This window comes from Streptomyces lanatus, from assembly GCF_014655715.1.
Classification (GTDB): Bacteria; Actinomycetota; Actinomycetes; order Streptomycetales; family Streptomycetaceae; genus Streptomyces; species Streptomyces lanatus.
Genome location: NZ_BNBM01000002.1, coordinates 582,209 through 596,941 on the forward strand (window position 1 = coordinate 582,209; position 14,733 = coordinate 596,941).

Genomic DNA, 14,733 nt, shown 5'->3' on the forward strand with positions numbered 1-14,733 from the left:
TGCGCAGGTCACTCCCGGTGCCAACGATCCACAGTGAGCGGGATGTTCGCATCCGCGATCGCCCCGCGACCACTGCCGACGCGTTCGCACTCGGGGAGATCGCGCCATGTCGCGCATACGCTCTGTCGCCAGCTCCGCGCTGGGGGTCCACCGCCGTACCCTGCTCGCCGCCACCGGAGCGGTGACCCTCTCCGCGGGCGTCGGCTACGCCCTGCGGCCCACGGAGAGTGAGGCCGCCACGACCACCCAGGCCGCACCCGGCAGCGCCGCCCAGGCCGCGCCGGACGCCGCCGCCGCGGAGGCACCGGTCGGCGCCTCCCGCAAGGTGCCGGCCGCCCTCGCGCCATACACCCGCGGCACCACCGTCGCGAGCGTCGCCACCCCGCAGGGCAGCGGCGGCTACCGCAGGCTCGGCGACGGGCCCGGCTGGAAGCGGGTCGTGCGGGAGAACCTGGCGGCGGCCAAGTCGGGGCGCGAGAGCCGGCGTACGGCGCTCGCCGCCTTCGTGCAGCTCACCGATCTGCATCTGATCGACGCCCAGCACCCGCTCCGTCTGGAGTACCTGCGCTCCACCGATGTGCACGCCTGGCGCCCGCACGAGGCGCTGACCGTGCCCGGCGCCATCGCGCTGGTCGAGCGGGTCAACGCACTGCGGGGCGGCCCCGTCACCGGCGCCCCGCTGCACTTCGCCATGACCACCGGCGACAACACGGACAACAACTGCAAGTCCGAGCTGGAGTGGTTCCTGAAGGTGATGAGCGGTGGCCGCGTCACCCCCAACACCGGTGACCCGCGGCGCTACGAGGGCGTCCAGAACAGCGGCCTCAAGCAGTACTGGCAGGCCGACGACACCGTCCGCGACGCCGACAAGCAGCTCGGCTTCCCGCACATCGAGGGCTACCTCGCCGCCGCGATCCGCGAGCTGCGCAGCCCCGGCCTGAACATCCCGTGGTACTCGACGGTCGGCAACCACGACGCGATGCCGCTCGGCACCTACGCCTCGCACGCCGACTCCTACCTCACCGACCTCGCGGTCGGCGGCAAGAAGCTGATGAACGTGTCGGCCGCGGACGCCAAGAAGCTCCAGGACTCCCTCAAGCAGGACAAAGACCCGAGGGGCACCGTCTTCAAGGACTTCCTCAAGGCCCACGCCCGCTCGATGCGCTCGGTCACGCCGGACGAGAGCCGCGCCCCGTTCACGCCGAAGGAGTACCTCCAGGCCCACCTGGACCCGGCAGTGCGCGGCCACGGCCCGGTCGGCCACGGCTACTCGACGGCCAACCTCGCCGCCGGCACCCAGTACTACAGCTTCCGCATCGCCGACGACGTCATCGGCATCAGCCTCGACACCACCGACCCGGGCGGCCACTACGAAGGGTCCATCGGGGCGGCCCAGTTCAAGTGGCTGGACAAGACGCTGCGGGACAACAAGGACTCGTACGCGATCGTCTTCAGCCATCACACCAGCGAGACCATGGACAACCTGCGCCGCGACCCGGCCCACCCCGGCGACCGGCGCGTCGGCGGTGCCGAGGTGCTCCAGCTGCTCGGCAGCCACCGCAACGTGCTGGCCTGGGTGAACGGCCACATCCACAAGAACGTCGTCACCCCGCACACCGGCTCCGGCGGCCACGCCTTCTGGGAGATCTCCACCGCCTCCCACGTCGACTTCCCCCAACTCGCCCGGATCATCGAGGTGGTGGACAACAAGGACGGCACGCTCTCCCTGTTCACCACCCTGATCGAGTCCTCCGCCCCGCACCGCACCAGCTTCACCGACCTCTCCCAGACGGGCCTGGCCGCGCTCTATCGCGAGCTGTCCCTGAACGCGCCCGGCGCCAGCACGAAGCTGGGCGGCGACCGCAAGGACCGCAACACGGAGCTGGTGCTCAAGAAGGGCTGAAACCCGCTCAACTGCCGTACAGCGCCTCAACCTTCCGCGTACAGCCCCGGTCTGCCTCCTCGATCGAGCCGAGTGCGAGACGGGGAGAAAGGCATGACTGTACGTACGACGATGACGGCGTTGACGGCCGTGGCGCTGTCGCTGGCCCTGGCGGGACCGGCGGTCGCGGCGTCGGCCGGCAACGGTCACGGGGCCACCAGAACGGCGATCGAGGCCGCCGTCGCGGACGGCGTGCCCGGCGTGACGGCGACGGTGAGGGACGGCCACGGCACCTGGTCGGCGACGGCCGGCGTGGGCGACCTGGAGACGGGCGAGCCGCGCTCAGCGCACGACCGTTACCGGGTCGCCAGCATCACCAAGACCTTCGTGGCGACGGTGCTGCTCCAGCTGGAGGCGGAGGGCCGGCTGTCGCTGGACGACACGGTGGAGGAGTGGCTGCCGGGAGTGGTCCGGGGCAACGGCCACGACGGCAGCCGGATCACCCTGCGCCAGCTCCTGAACCACACCAGTGGCATCTACGACTATCTGGCGGACCCGGACTTCCAGCAGACGTACATGGCCGCGGAAGGCTTCCTCGAACACCGCTACGACCAGAGGGAACCCGAGTACTTCATCGCCATCGCCATGACCCACGAGCCGTATTTCGCCCCGGGCACCTCGTGGAAGTACTCCAACACGAACTACGCGCTGGCCGGCCGGGTGATCGAGAAGGCCACCGGCAACGGCTACGGCGACGAGATCCGCCGCCGAATCATCCGCCCCCTGCATCTCAAGGCCACCTCGGTCCCCGGCACCCGGGTCACCCTTCCCAGCCCTAGCAGCCGCGCCTACGCCAAGCTGGCCAGGACGGCGACGGGCCCGACGTACGACGTCACCGAGCTGAACCCCCGACTGGCCTACGGCAGCGGCGAGATGATCTCCAGTTCAGCCGACCTGATCCGCTTCTACACCGCCTTGCTGCGCGGCGGGCTGCTCCCGCCCGAGCAGCTGAAGGAGATGAAGACGACGGTCGAGTCCAGGGGCACCAACCGCTACGGGCTGGGGCTCGTCGATCGCCCCCTCAGCTGCGGCGTGCACGTCTGGGGCCACGACGGGGGCATCCACGGCTCGAACACGGACGCGGTGACGACGGCGGACGGGCGCCACGCCCTGGCGTTCAACTTCAACGGCGACTGGTCCGGGGACGCGGACGCGGTGATCGAGGCCGAGTTCTGCGGCAAGTGACAAGGGGGAACGAACCATGACCATACGGACGATACGCGCGACCCTCGTGGCGGCGACGGCAGCGGCCCTGTCTCTGGGCCTCGCCGCCCCCGCGCTGGCGGCGGCGCCCGCCGGCACCGGCCACAAGGAGACCCGCAGGGCCATGGCGGCCGCGGTCGAAGCGGGCGTCCCCGGGGTGACGCTGACCGCGAAGGACGGCCACGGCACCTGGGCGGCGACGGAGGGCGTCGGCAACCTCCGGACGGGCGCGCCGCGTTCGGCCGAGGACCGCTACCGGGTCGGCAGCATCACCAAGACCTTCGTGGCGACGGTGCTGCTCCAGCTGGAGGCGGAGGGCCGGCTGTCGCTGGACGACAAGGTCGACAAGTGGCTGCCGGGACTCGTGCGCGGCAACGGCCACGACGGCAGCCGGATCACGCTCCGCCAGCTCCTCAACCACACCAGCGGCATCTTCAACTACACGGACGACGAGGAATTCGCCCGCACGTACTTCCTCAAGGACGGCTTCTTCGAGCACCGCTACGACACCAAGAAGCCCGAGGAACTGGTCGCCCTCGCCATGACCCACAAGCCCGAATTCGAGCCGGGGGCGTCCTGGAGCTACTCCAACACCAACTACGTCGCAGCCGGCATGGTGATCGAGAAGGTCACGGGGCGGCCGTACGGCGACGAGGTGCGCGACCGCGTCATCAAGCCCCTCCACCTGACCGGAACCTCCGTCCCGGGCACCCGGGTGACGGTCCCGGGGCCCAGCAGCCGGTTCTACTCCAAGCTCGCCGAGACGACGACCGGACCGACGTACGACGTCACCGAGATCAACCCCTCCATCGCCTACTCGGCCGGCGAGATGATCTCCAACTCCCGTGACCTGGGCCGCTTCTACACCGCCCTCCTGCGCGGCAGGCTTCTCCCGCGCGAGCAGCTGGCCGAGATGACCGAGACCGTCCCCGTCGACGCCACCAACAGCTACGGCCTCGGCCTGATGAAGACCCGGCTGTCCTGCGGCATCACCCTCTGGGGCCATGGCGGCGGCATCCCGGGCTCGATCTCGGAGGCCGTCACCACCAAGGACGGCCGCCACTCCCTCGCCTTCAACTTCAACGGGAACTGGGCGGGGGAGACGGCGACCGTGGTCGAGGCCGAGTTCTGCGGTAAGGGGCGGTGAGGCCGCGCGACTAGCTCCCGGCGGCCGGGATCCGACCGGCCGCCGGTCGCTCCCGCCACAGCGACAGGCCCTTGCCGACCATCGGGACACGGGTCAGCTCCGCCACCCGGTCCATGGGATGCCAGGCCGCCATGTCCGTCGAGCCGTTCGCCTCGTAGCGCAGCTCGCCGCCGGTGATCCGGGCCTCGTAGACGAGCGCCACGCCGTGATGGTCGACCTGTCCGCCGAGGCGGCCCGGCACCGTGCGCCGGACGGAGTCCACGCCCAGCAGGCCGGTCGGCTCGACGCGATAGCCGGTCTCCTCCTCCACCTCCCGCACGACCGTGTCGTAGGGATCCTCGCCGTGCTCCATGCCGCCACCGGGCAGCACCCATTCGAAGCCGCCGCCGGGGGCCGGGGAACGGGCGAGGAGGAGTTGTCCGTCGCGGACGCATATGGCGTAGGCCGCCACCCTCAGGTTCTTCCGCACGTAGGGACGTTAGAGCACACCTATGCCCTGTATGGGGTGGACTTCCGAAATGTGGCCAGGGGGTTTTCCCCACCCGTCCATTTCGATCGGGTCAACTCTTCCCAAACATCCTTCCCTTGCGTCAGGCTGTGCGGTCGTCCGGCACCACATACCGGACGCCTCAAGCTCCTTTACCTACAAGGGATGCCCATGACCCTCACCCCCCAGCGCGATCCGAAGCCGGGCGCGAGACGCTCGGCCCGCATAGCCGTGGCCGTCGGTCTCGTCGCCGCGCTGTCCGCGGCCGGGCCGATACCGATGGCCATAGCCGCGGACCCCGCGCCCACCACGACCGACCCGAGTGTGAAGTCCGCGCACGACAAGCTCGGTTCGGACGATGCCGACCTGCTCGCCGAGGCGAAGGCCGGTGACGCCAAGAACGTCACGATGATGGTCGCGACCGCGCCCGGACAGACCGAGCAGGTCGCCGAGCAACTGGACGCGGTCGGCTCTGTGGGCCGTACGTACGACAAGCTCGGCTATGTCCGGGCCACCGTCCCGACCGGCAAGGCCGACAAGGCCATCGCCGCCGCGGCGAAGCTCTCCTCGGTGCACGGCATCGACCTGCGCGAGGAGATACCCCTGGACGATCCGGCGGTGGACACGAAGAAGTCCGCGAGCGGCGCGGCCTCCTACCCCGCCCCCGGCAAGCGGACCCCCGCCGAGAACCCGTACAACCCGTCCTTCGAGACCGGCTCCGTCGATTTCGTGAAGGACAACCCGAAGGCGGACGGCCGCGGCGTCACCATCGGCATCCTCGACTCCGGCATCGACCTCGCCCACCCGGCGCTGCAGAAGACCACCACGGGTGAGCGGAAGATAGTCGACTGGGTCACCGCGACGGACCCGCTGGTGGACAACGACCGCACCTGGCGCCCGATGGTGACCTCCGTCTCCGGGCCCACCTTCACCTACGGCGGGAAGACCTGGACCGCGCCCGCCGGTTCCTACCAGGTGAGCACCTTCCTGGAGTCGTACACCACGGGGGGCGACGCGGCGGGCGACGCCAACCGCGACGGCGACAAGACCGACTCCTGGGGCGTCCTCTACGACGCCGCGAACGGCACCGTCCGGGTCGACCTCAACAACAACTTCGACTTCGGTGACGACACCCCGATGAAGCCGTACAAGGACGGCTACCAGATCGGGTACTTCGGCACCGACGACCCGGCCACCGATGTCGCCGAGCGGCAGCCGTTCGTCGTGCAGATCCGCAAGGACGTGCCGATGGACCCGCTGGGCGGGGACTGGGTCGGCCAGAAGCGCGACTTCGTCAACATCGGCGTCATCGAGTCCGAGCACGGCACCCATGTCGCCGGCATCACCGCCGCGAACGGCCTGTTCGGCGGCAGGATGAACGGCCAGGCCCCCGGCGCCAAGCTCGTCGCCTCCCGTGCCTGCACCTGGTCCGGCGGCTGCACCAACGTCGCGCTCACCGAGGGCATGATCGACCTCGTCGTCAACCGCGGCGTCGACATCGTCAACATGTCCATAGGCGGCCTGCCGGCGCTGAACGACGGCAACAACGCCCGCGCCGAGCTGTACACGCGCCTCATCGACACCTACGGCGTGCAGCTGGTGATATCCGCCGGCAACTCCGGGCCCGGCGCAAACACCATCGGCGACCCCGGCCTGGCGAGCAAGGTCATCTCCGTCGGCGCGACCGTGTCCAAGGAGACCTGGGCCGCCAACTACGGCTCGGTGGTCTCCAAGCCGTACGCGATGATGCCGTTCTCCTCGCGCGGTCCGCGTGAGGACGGCGGCTTCACCCCGACGCTGTCCGCGCCGGGCGCCGCGATCAACACCATCCAGACCTGGATGCCGGGCGCCCCGGTCGCCGAGGCGGGCTACTCCCTCCCGGCCGGTTACGCCATGCTCCAGGGCACCTCGATGGCGTCCCCGCAGGCGGCGGGCGCGTCGGCGCTGCTGCTGAGCGCCGCGAAGGCCAAGGGCATCGACCTGACCCCGGCGAAGCTGCGCACCGCGCTGACCTCAACTGCCGATCACATCAAGGGTGTTCAGGCGTACGAGGAGGGTGCCGGCCTCATCAACATCCCGGACGCCTGGGACTCCATCCGTGACGGCGCCACCGCCCACGAGTACACGGTCAAGGCGCCGGTCGACACCGCGATCGACCAGTTCCTGAAGACCCCGGGCTTCGGCACCGGCGTCTACGACCGCGAGGGCGGCCTGAAGACAGGCCAGAAGAAGACGTACGACGTCACCATCACCCGTACGTCCGGCGCGGACCGGGCGATCCGGCACGAGCTGCACCTGGAAAACAACGCCGGGGACACCTTCCGCATCGTCGGCTCCGACGAGATCAGCCTCGGCCTGAACAAGCCGGTCACCGTCAAGGTCGCCGCGAAGCCGTCCTCGGCCGGCATCAAGAGCGCGATCCTTGAGGTCGACGACCCGCGCACCGAGGGCATCGACAAGCAGATCCTCAACACGGTCGTGGTCTCCGCGCCGCTGAAGTACACCTACTCGGCGTCCGGTTCGACCCAGCGCAACAGCAGCAAGTCGTACTTCGTGACCGTCCCCGAGGGCGCGAAGTCGCTTGAGGTCGCGATCGGCGGGCTGAAGGACAAGAGCCAGACCCGGTTCATCGCCATCCACCCGTACGGCGTCCCGTCCGACAACACCGGCACCCCGTACTGCTACAACAACTACCTCGACGGCAACGGCTGCAAGCCCGACGTGCGTGCCTACGCCGACCCGCAGCCCGGCGTCTGGGAGATCGAGGTCGAGGCGCGCCGTACGTCGCCGCTGCTCGACAACCCGTACAAGCTGGACGTCACCGTCCTCGGCGCGGCCTTCGACCCGGAGACCGTGACCGTGCCGGAGGCCAAGGTCGGCACGCCGGCCGCCGCCTCCTGGAAGGTGACCAACAACTACGCCGCGATCGACGGCAAGCCGGCCGGCGGCCCGCTCGGCTCGTCCAAGGCGGCGCGCCCGGACATCACCGAGGGCGTCACGCAGACCACCACGGTCGACGTGCCCGAGGGCGCGACCTCGCTGGACGTCTCCATCGGCAATGTCTCCGACGCGGCCGCGGACCTCGACCTGGTCGTCTACGACGCGGCGGGCACCGAGGTCGGCAGCTCCGCCGACGGTGACTCGGAGGAGTCGGTCTCGGTCGCGAAGCCGGCCGCCGGGAAGTACAGCATCGAGGTCGTCGGCTACTCGGTGCCGTCCGGCTCGACGGCGTACGACTACCTGGACGTGTTCTTCTCCGCCGCGCTCGGCACCGTCTCCGTCGACGGATCGCCGGTGAAGCTCGGCACGGGCGAGTCGACCACGCTCTCCGGCAGCGTCACCGCGCTGGCTCCGGCGCCGGAGGGACGTGAGTTCTTCGGCCAGGTCCAGCTGCTCAACGCGCGCGGCACGGTCGCGGGCGTGGGCAATGTGAAGATCGAGAAGGTCACGCCGTAGTCGGTTGTACGGCGATGGGGGCGGGCGTCCGTTTCGGGCGCCCGCCCCTTTTTTTCGGCTCAGCAGCCGAGCTCCCGTGCCTCGGGCAGCGAGGCGGTGATCCAGGCCCGCTCGGGCGCGATGTCCCGCTCGCCGACCGCCCAGAAGTCGGGTTGGCGGGCGCCGTCGAGGATGCCGATGAGCACGGGGTCGCCCTTGCGGAGACCGGGGACGAGATTCCGGTCGACCACATAGGTCAGCTCTTGCTCTCCTTCCTTGTCGGGCTTGTAGTAGCGGGTCATGTGCAGGGTGACCCTGATCGACTCGGTACCGGGGAGCTGCTCGACGGCCGTGGCCGTCCCCTCCGCCACCAGGCGGGAGCAGGCGAGGTAGCTGGGGCTGCCGAAGACGGTGCCGCCGGACTGGGGGGCCGCCTCGTCGGCGGCGCTGCTCGCCCCCGCGTCGGAGTTGGCGCCGCTCCCGGCCTGGACCACCAGCCAGCCCATGCCGACCAGGACGGACGCGGCGGTGGCGGCGAGGGCGAGCGGGAGGAGTCGGCGCCGGGTGGGCTGTCGTACGGGAATGGGGGCGGGCTTCGGTGCCTCTGGCTCGGCGAGGGCGTGGCCGATGATGCCGAGCTGTTCGCGCAGGAGCGCGAGGTCGGCCTCGGCGGCGCGGTGCTCGGCCATGAAGGAGGCGTCCGCGCGGGCCTCGTCGGTGAGCGGTTCGCCGCTGATGGCGGCCATCAGCGCATCGGCGCCCCGGCTCTGGTTCTCGGCGGTCACGTCACACCACCTCGTCCTCGTGCAGACGGGCGCGCAGGGCCCGAACCGCCGTGTGCAGCCTGCTCTTGACCGTGCCCTCCGGGATGCCCAGCTCCTCGGCGATGTCGCGCACCGGGAGGTCGGCGAAGAAGCGCAGGACGAGGACCTGACGCTGGGCGTCGGGCAGCTCGTCCATGCCCCGGCCGACGGCGAGGGAGAGCAGGCTGGTGTCCTCGCCGGAGGGGTGATCGAGCGTACGGAGGGAGGCGAGCCGCTCCCCCAGCCGCTCCTGGCGCTTCTTGGCCCGGTGCCAGTCCATGGCGAGGTTGGAGGCGACGACCGCCGCCCACGCCGACACGTCGCGCGGCGCCTCACGTCCGCTCGCGGCACGCTCCAGCAGCCGCAGACGTACCTGCTGTACCCCGTCCAGCAGGTCCGCCTGCGGCACGCCGCCGAGCGCGAGCACCGCCCGCACCCGGCGTTCCTGGGCCGTGTCCAGGGGATCGGTGCGATCGTCCTCCTGGGCACGGCGGGCCTTTCTGCGCAGCACAAGCCACCCCCTCACCGCGTTTCCTCTACGACGCCGCAGCGCACCGAAACGTTCGACCGGGTGGGCAGGAGTTTCCGCGAGGCGTACGTCACACCGACACGCGGGGGCAGAACAGCTTGCGGCGCGGGGCGGCCGTAGGACGAATATCTGCAGCTCAGAGTGGGTGCGGACGGGAGTTCCGGAACCGTGGGGCGGGTCGGAGTGCTGTGGCCGACGGGTATGAAGCGCAAAGAATTGGACAGGCGGACCGGGGTCGGCCGCATGATGGAAAGGCCGCAGACATGCAGAACCGCGTACAGAGGGAGTCGCCGTGAGGGTCGGAATCGTCGGAGCCACCGGTCAGGTCGGCACGGTCATGCGCAGGATCCTCAAGGAGCGCGCCTTCCCGGTCACCGAGCTGCGCCTGTTCGCCTCGGCGCGTTCGGCGGGGACGGTCCTGGACGGCGTGACGGTGGAGGACGCGTCGACGGCCGACTACTCCGGCCTGGACATCGTGCTGTTCTCGGCGGGCGGCGCCACGTCGAAGGCGCTGGCGCCGAAGGTGGCCGCGCAGGGCCCGGTCGTGATCGACAACTCCTCGGCGTGGCGCCGCGACCCCGAGGTCCCCCTGGTGGTCTCCGAGGTCAACCCGCACGCGATCGCCGACCGCCCCAAGGGCATCATCGCCAACCCGAACTGCACGACGATGGCCGCGATGCCGGTGCTGCGGCCGCTGCACGCGGAGGCGGGCCTGGAGGCGCTGGTCGTCGCCACGTACCAGGCGGTGTCGGGCTCGGGTCTGGCGGGCGTGGATGAGCTGTTCGAGCAGGTCAAGAAGGTCGGCGAGGACGCGCCGAAGCTGACGCACGACGGCTCGGCGGCGGAGTTCCCGGAGCCGAACAAGTACGTGGCGCCGATCGCGTACAACGTCCTCCCGATGGCGGGCTCGATCGTGGACGACGGTCTGAACGAGACCGACGAGGAGCAGAAGCTCCGCCACGAGACCCGCAAGATCCTGGAGATCCCCGAGCTGAAGGTCTCCGGCACCTGCGTCCGCGTCCCGGTCTTCACCGGCCACTCCCTCCAGGTCAACGCCCGCTTCGCCCGCCCGATCAGCGTGGAGCGCGCCAAGGAGGTCCTGGCCGCCGCCCCCGGCGTGGCCCTCACCGACGTCCCGACCCCCCTCCAGGCCGCCGGCCAGGACCCGTCCTACGTCGGCCGCATCCGCACCGACGAGACGGTCGAACACGGCCTCGCCCTGTTCCTCTCCAACGACAACCTCCGCAAGGGGGCCGCGCTGAACGCGGTGCAGATCGCTGAGCTGGTGGCGGCTGAGCTGAAGGGCTGACGGGCCTCACGTACGACGAAGGGGCGCCCACCGGTGAACGGTGGGCGCCCCTTCGGGTTTTCAGAGCGCCAGGTGCCGCCGGAGCGCCACGTCGATCTCGGCCATACGCTGACGCGGCACGGAACCGATCCGCCGCAGCAACCGCTCCAGGGCGAGAGCACGCACTTGCTCGCACTGCACCTTGGAGTCCTTCAGCAGACCGGACTCCCCGGCGGGAAGCAGCACTTGGAACGGAAAGACGCGGGCCGTGTTCGTCGTCAGTGGAACCAGCGTGACGACTCCTCGCCCCGTCCGCTCCACTGCCGCGTTGGCGCCGTCGTTCGAGACGATCACCGCCGGACGCGCCTTGTTGGCCTCACTGCCACGCACCGGCTCGTAGTCGACCAGGTAGATGTCACCGCGCTTCATCGGTCAGCCCGTCACCCGAGAACTGGTCCCAGAACTCCGCGTCCTCGCTTCCGTCCCACTCGGCGAAGGCCTCCGCGTACTCCTGCTCCAACTGCGCCTGACGCAGCAGTTCGATGGCGGCGTGTATCACGGCCGACCGGGAGTCGGCATCAGTACGCGCGGCGTACTGATCAACGAAGCTGACGTCCTCCTGCGGCAGACTCACACTGATCTTCATACCCTCAGAGTAGCAGGGTATGACCATCGTGGCTACCAATCGTACTACCGATCGGACCCTACCCCTTGCGCACCTCATAGAGGAAACACCCGTACTCCACGGCCCGCACCTGCACCAGCGCCACCCCCGGCTCGGCCCACGCCTCCGCGAACCCCGCCTCGAAATCCCCCGGCTCCACCAGCCGTCCCCCGAGGATCCGCCCGTCGGCCGAGTACCGCCGAAGCGTGCGGTGGGCGTGGGTGAAGGGCAGCGCGTCCCCGTCCGGCCCGCCGCACTCCTCGGCGTGGATGAACACCGGCCCCTGCTCGTCGTACGCCCCCGGATCGACCCCGTTCTCCGCCGCCCACCGCCGCAGCGGCGCGTACGAGACCAGGGCGATCCGCTCGCCGGGGGCGCTGCGGCGCAGGCAGCAGCGCAGTGGTGCGCCGCCCTCCTGGTCGGTCACGGGAACCGTCCGCCGTCCCGCGTCGTCAGCAGAGCGGAGCTCCTTCAGGACCGTCGGAGAGATGGGGCGTGCGAGATAGGTCGTCATGTCCCCAGCCTCACGCGCGTACGCGCCGCCCACCGGCGGTAAACGGACATCGCATTCCGTGCAGGTCCCATGGAAGGATGACCGAACCCATACATATCGAGGAGATGACCGCGTGCCTGGCACAAACCTGACTCGCGAAGAGGCGCAGCAGCGGGCGAAGCTGCTCACCGTTGACTCGTACGAGATCGATCTCGACCTCTCCGGCGCGCAGGAGGGCGGCACCTACCGGTCCGTGACCACGGTGCGCTTCGACGTCATTGAGAACGGCGCCGACTCCTTCATCGACCTCGTGGCACCGACCGTCCACGAGGTGACTCTCAACGGCGACCCGCTCGACCCGAGCGAGGTCTTCAAGGACTCCCGGATCGCCCTGCCGGGCCTGCTCCAGGGCCGTAACGTGCTGCGTGTCGTCGCCGACTGCGCGTACACCAACACCGGCGAGGGCCTGCACCGTTTTGTCGACCCGGTCGACCAGCAGGCGTACCTGTACACCCAGTTCGAGGTGCCCGACGCCCGCCGTGTCTTCGCGGCGTTCGAGCAGCCCGACCTGAAGGGCACCTTCCAGTTCACCGTGAAGGCCCCCGAGGGCTGGACGGTCATCTCCAACTCGCCCACCCCGGAGCCCAAGGACAACGTCTGGTCCTTCGAGCCGACGCCGCGCATCTCGACGTACATCACCGCGCTGATCGTCGGCCCGTACCACTCCGTGCACAGCGTGTACGAGAAGGACGGGCAGAGCGTGCCGCTCGGCATCTACTGCCGTCCGTCGCTCGCCGAGTTCCTGGACTCGGACGCGATCTTCGAGGTGACCCGGCAGGGCTTCGACTGGTTCCAGGAGAAGTTCGACTACGCGTACCCGTTCAAGAAGTACGACCAGCTGTTCGTGCCGGAGTTCAACGCGGGCGCGATGGAGAACGCGGGCGCGGTGACCATCCGCGACCAGTACGTGTTCCGCTCGAAGGTGACGGACGCCGCGTACATGGGGCGCGCCGAGACCATCCTGCACGAGCTGGCCCACATGTGGTTCGGCGACCTGGTCACCATGGAGTGGTGGAACGACCTGTGGCTGAACGAGTCGTTCGCCACCTACACCTCCGTCGCCTGCCAGGCGTACGCCCCCGGCTCGCGCTGGCCGCACGCGTGGACGTCGTTCGCCAACCAGACGAAGACCTGGGCGTACCGGCAGGACCAGCTGCCGTCGACGCACCCGATCATGGCGGAGATCCGCGACCTGGACGACGTGCTCGTCAACTTCGACGGCATCACGTACGCCAAGGGCGCCTCCGTCCTCAAGCAGCTCGTCGCCTACGTCGGCAGGGACGAGTTCTTCAAGGGCGTCCAGGCCTATTTCAAGGCGCACGCGTTCGGCAACACGCGCCTGTCCGACCTGCTCGGCGCCCTGGAGAAGACCTCCGGACGTGACCTGGCGAACTGGTCGAAGCTGTGGCTGCAGACCGCCGGCATCAACATCCTGCGCCCCGAGATCGAGACGGACGCCGACGGTGTGATCACGTCCTTCGCGATCCGCCAGGAGGCCCCGGCGCTCCCGGCCGGCGCCAAGGGCGAGCCGACGCTGCGTCCGCACCGCATCGCCGTCGGCCTCTACAACCTGGACGAGGAGTCCGGCAAGCTGCTGCGCGACGAGCGCCTCGAACTCGACGTCGACGGCGAACTGACCGCCGTACCGATGCTCACGGGCGAGCGCCGCCCCGACGTGATCCTCCTCAACGACGACGACCTGTCGTACGCGAAGGTCCGCCTGGACGAGCAGTCCCTCGCCTTCGTCACCGAGCACCTCGGCGACTTCGAGGCGTCCCTGCCGCGCGCCCTGTCCTGGGCGTCGTCCTGGGACATGACGCGGGACGCGGAGCTCGCCACCCGCGACTATGTCTCCCTGGTGCTGTCCGGCATCGGCAAGGAGTCCGACATCGGCGTCGTGCAGTCGCTGCACCGCCAGGTGAAGCTGGCGATCGAGCTGTACGCCGCCCCGACCGCCCGCGAGGCCCTGCTGACCCGCTGGACGGACGCGACCCTGGCCCATCTGCGTGCGGCGGAGCCGGGCGGCGACCACCAGCTGGCGTGGGCGCGGGCGTTCGCGGCGGCGGCCCGTACGCCCGAGCAGCTCGACCTCCTGGAGTCCCTGCTGGACGGCTCCCACTCCATCGAGGGCCTGGCCGTCGACACCGAGCTGCGCTGGGCGTTCGTACAGCGCCTCGCGGCGGTGGGCCGCTTCGACGAGACGGAGATCGCCGGCGAGTACGACCGGGACCGGACGGCGGCCGGCGAGCGGCACGCCGCCACGGCCCGCGCGGCCCGCCCCACCGCCGAGGCCAAGGCCGAGGCCTGGGCGTCGGTCATCGACTCCGACAAGCTCCCGAACGCCCTCCAGGAAGCGGTGATCACCGGCTTCGTCCAGACCGACCAGCGCGAGCTGCTCGCGCCCTACACCGACAAGTTCTTCGAGGTGGTCAAGGGCATCTGGGACGCCCGCTCCCACGAGATCGCCCAGCAGATCGCGATCGGCCTGTACCCGGCGCTCCAGGTCTCCGAGGAGACGCTGACGAAGACGGACACCTGGCTGTCGTCGGCCGAGCCGAACGCGGCTCTGCGGCGTCTGGTCTCGGAGTCGCGGGCGGGCGTTGAGCGCGCGCTGCGGGCTCAGGAGGCGGACGCGGCGGCGGAGTAGGCGCACCTATGCCTGGGGCGCCCGGTGCCGCGGCA

At 70.0% G+C, this 14,733-nt stretch carries 12 protein-coding genes; 6 read left to right on the forward strand and 6 right to left on the reverse strand.

Annotated features, from left to right (window positions below; genetic code table 11):
- Positions 1–106 precede the first annotated feature (106 nt).
- The 3 genes from IE325_RS07765 to IE325_RS07775 all read left to right on the forward strand — a co-directional run bounded on the left by IE325_RS07765 (position 107) and on the right by IE325_RS07775 (position 4,292).
- Positions 107–1,903 carry a TIGR03767 family metallophosphoesterase gene (locus IE325_RS07765; RefSeq protein ID WP_190068969.1) on the forward strand — a complete coding sequence of 599 codons (1,797 nt, stop codon included), beginning with the start codon at positions 107–109 and terminating at the stop codon, positions 1,901–1,903.
- Positions 1,904–1,996: 93 nt separating this feature from the next.
- Positions 1,997–3,127 carry a serine hydrolase domain-containing protein gene (locus tag IE325_RS07770; RefSeq protein ID WP_190068970.1) on the forward strand — a complete coding sequence of 377 codons (1,131 nt, stop codon included), beginning with the start codon at positions 1,997–1,999 and terminating at the stop codon, positions 3,125–3,127.
- A 16-nt stretch (positions 3,128–3,143) separates the two neighbouring features.
- Positions 3,144–4,292: a serine hydrolase domain-containing protein gene (locus IE325_RS07775; RefSeq protein WP_190068971.1), complete on the forward strand. Its 1,149-nt coding sequence runs from the start codon at positions 3,144–3,146 to the stop codon at positions 4,290–4,292.
- A 10-nt stretch (positions 4,293–4,302) separates the two neighbouring features.
- Here the strand turns inward: IE325_RS07775 and IE325_RS07780 are convergent, their stop codons facing one another.
- A complete protein-coding gene (locus tag IE325_RS07780; RefSeq protein ID WP_190068972.1) occupies positions 4,303–4,761 on the reverse strand; it encodes an NUDIX hydrolase in 459 nt (152 codons plus the stop codon).
- A gap of 189 nt (positions 4,762–4,950) precedes the next feature.
- Here IE325_RS07780 and IE325_RS07785 point away from each other — a divergent pair, with 189 nt between their 5' ends.
- The gene (locus IE325_RS07785) at positions 4,951–8,235 is read left to right on the forward strand and encodes a S8 family serine peptidase (RefSeq protein ID WP_190068973.1); all 3,285 of its coding nucleotides are present in this window, start codon (positions 4,951–4,953) and stop codon (positions 8,233–8,235) included.
- A gap of 59 nt (positions 8,236–8,294) precedes the next feature.
- Here the strand turns inward: IE325_RS07785 and IE325_RS07790 are convergent, their stop codons facing one another.
- Positions 8,295–8,999 carry a hypothetical protein gene (locus IE325_RS07790; protein ID WP_229911703.1) on the reverse strand — a complete coding sequence of 235 codons (705 nt, stop codon included), beginning with the start codon at positions 8,997–8,999 and terminating at the stop codon, positions 8,295–8,297.
- 1 nt (position 9,000) lies between these two features.
- Positions 9,001–9,528, reverse strand: coding sequence for an RNA polymerase sigma factor (locus IE325_RS07795; RefSeq protein ID WP_190069228.1), 528 nt, complete (start codon positions 9,526–9,528; stop codon positions 9,001–9,003).
- Positions 9,529–9,838: 310 nt separating this feature from the next.
- Here IE325_RS07795 and IE325_RS07800 point away from each other — a divergent pair, with 310 nt between their 5' ends.
- Positions 9,839–10,855 carry an aspartate-semialdehyde dehydrogenase gene (locus IE325_RS07800; protein ID WP_190068974.1) on the forward strand — a complete coding sequence of 339 codons (1,017 nt, stop codon included), beginning with the start codon at positions 9,839–9,841 and terminating at the stop codon, positions 10,853–10,855.
- Between the two features lie 60 nt (positions 10,856–10,915).
- Here the strand turns inward: IE325_RS07800 and IE325_RS07805 are convergent, their stop codons facing one another.
- The 3 genes from IE325_RS07805 to IE325_RS07815 are packed head-to-tail and all read right to left on the reverse strand — an operon-like array spanning position 10,916 to position 12,012.
- The gene (locus IE325_RS07805; protein WP_190068975.1) at positions 10,916–11,263 is read right to left on the reverse strand and encodes a type II toxin-antitoxin system PemK/MazF family toxin; all 348 of its coding nucleotides are present in this window, start codon (positions 11,261–11,263) and stop codon (positions 10,916–10,918) included.
- Positions 11,250–11,480 (reverse strand): ribbon-helix-helix domain-containing protein, encoded by a 231-nt coding sequence (locus IE325_RS07810; RefSeq protein ID WP_190068976.1) that lies wholly within the window; start codon positions 11,478–11,480, stop codon positions 11,250–11,252. The genes IE325_RS07805 and IE325_RS07810 overlap by 14 nt, the downstream gene beginning before the upstream one ends.
- A gap of 58 nt (positions 11,481–11,538) precedes the next feature.
- Positions 11,539–12,012, reverse strand: coding sequence for a DUF1203 domain-containing protein (locus IE325_RS07815; RefSeq protein WP_190068977.1), 474 nt, complete (start codon positions 12,010–12,012; stop codon positions 11,539–11,541).
- A gap of 112 nt (positions 12,013–12,124) precedes the next feature.
- Here IE325_RS07815 and pepN point away from each other — a divergent pair, with 112 nt between their 5' ends.
- Positions 12,125–14,698, forward strand: a complete 2,574-nt coding sequence (pepN, locus tag IE325_RS07820; RefSeq protein ID WP_190068978.1) for an aminopeptidase N — start codon at positions 12,125–12,127, stop codon at positions 14,696–14,698.
- Positions 14,699–14,733: the final 35 nt, after the last annotated feature.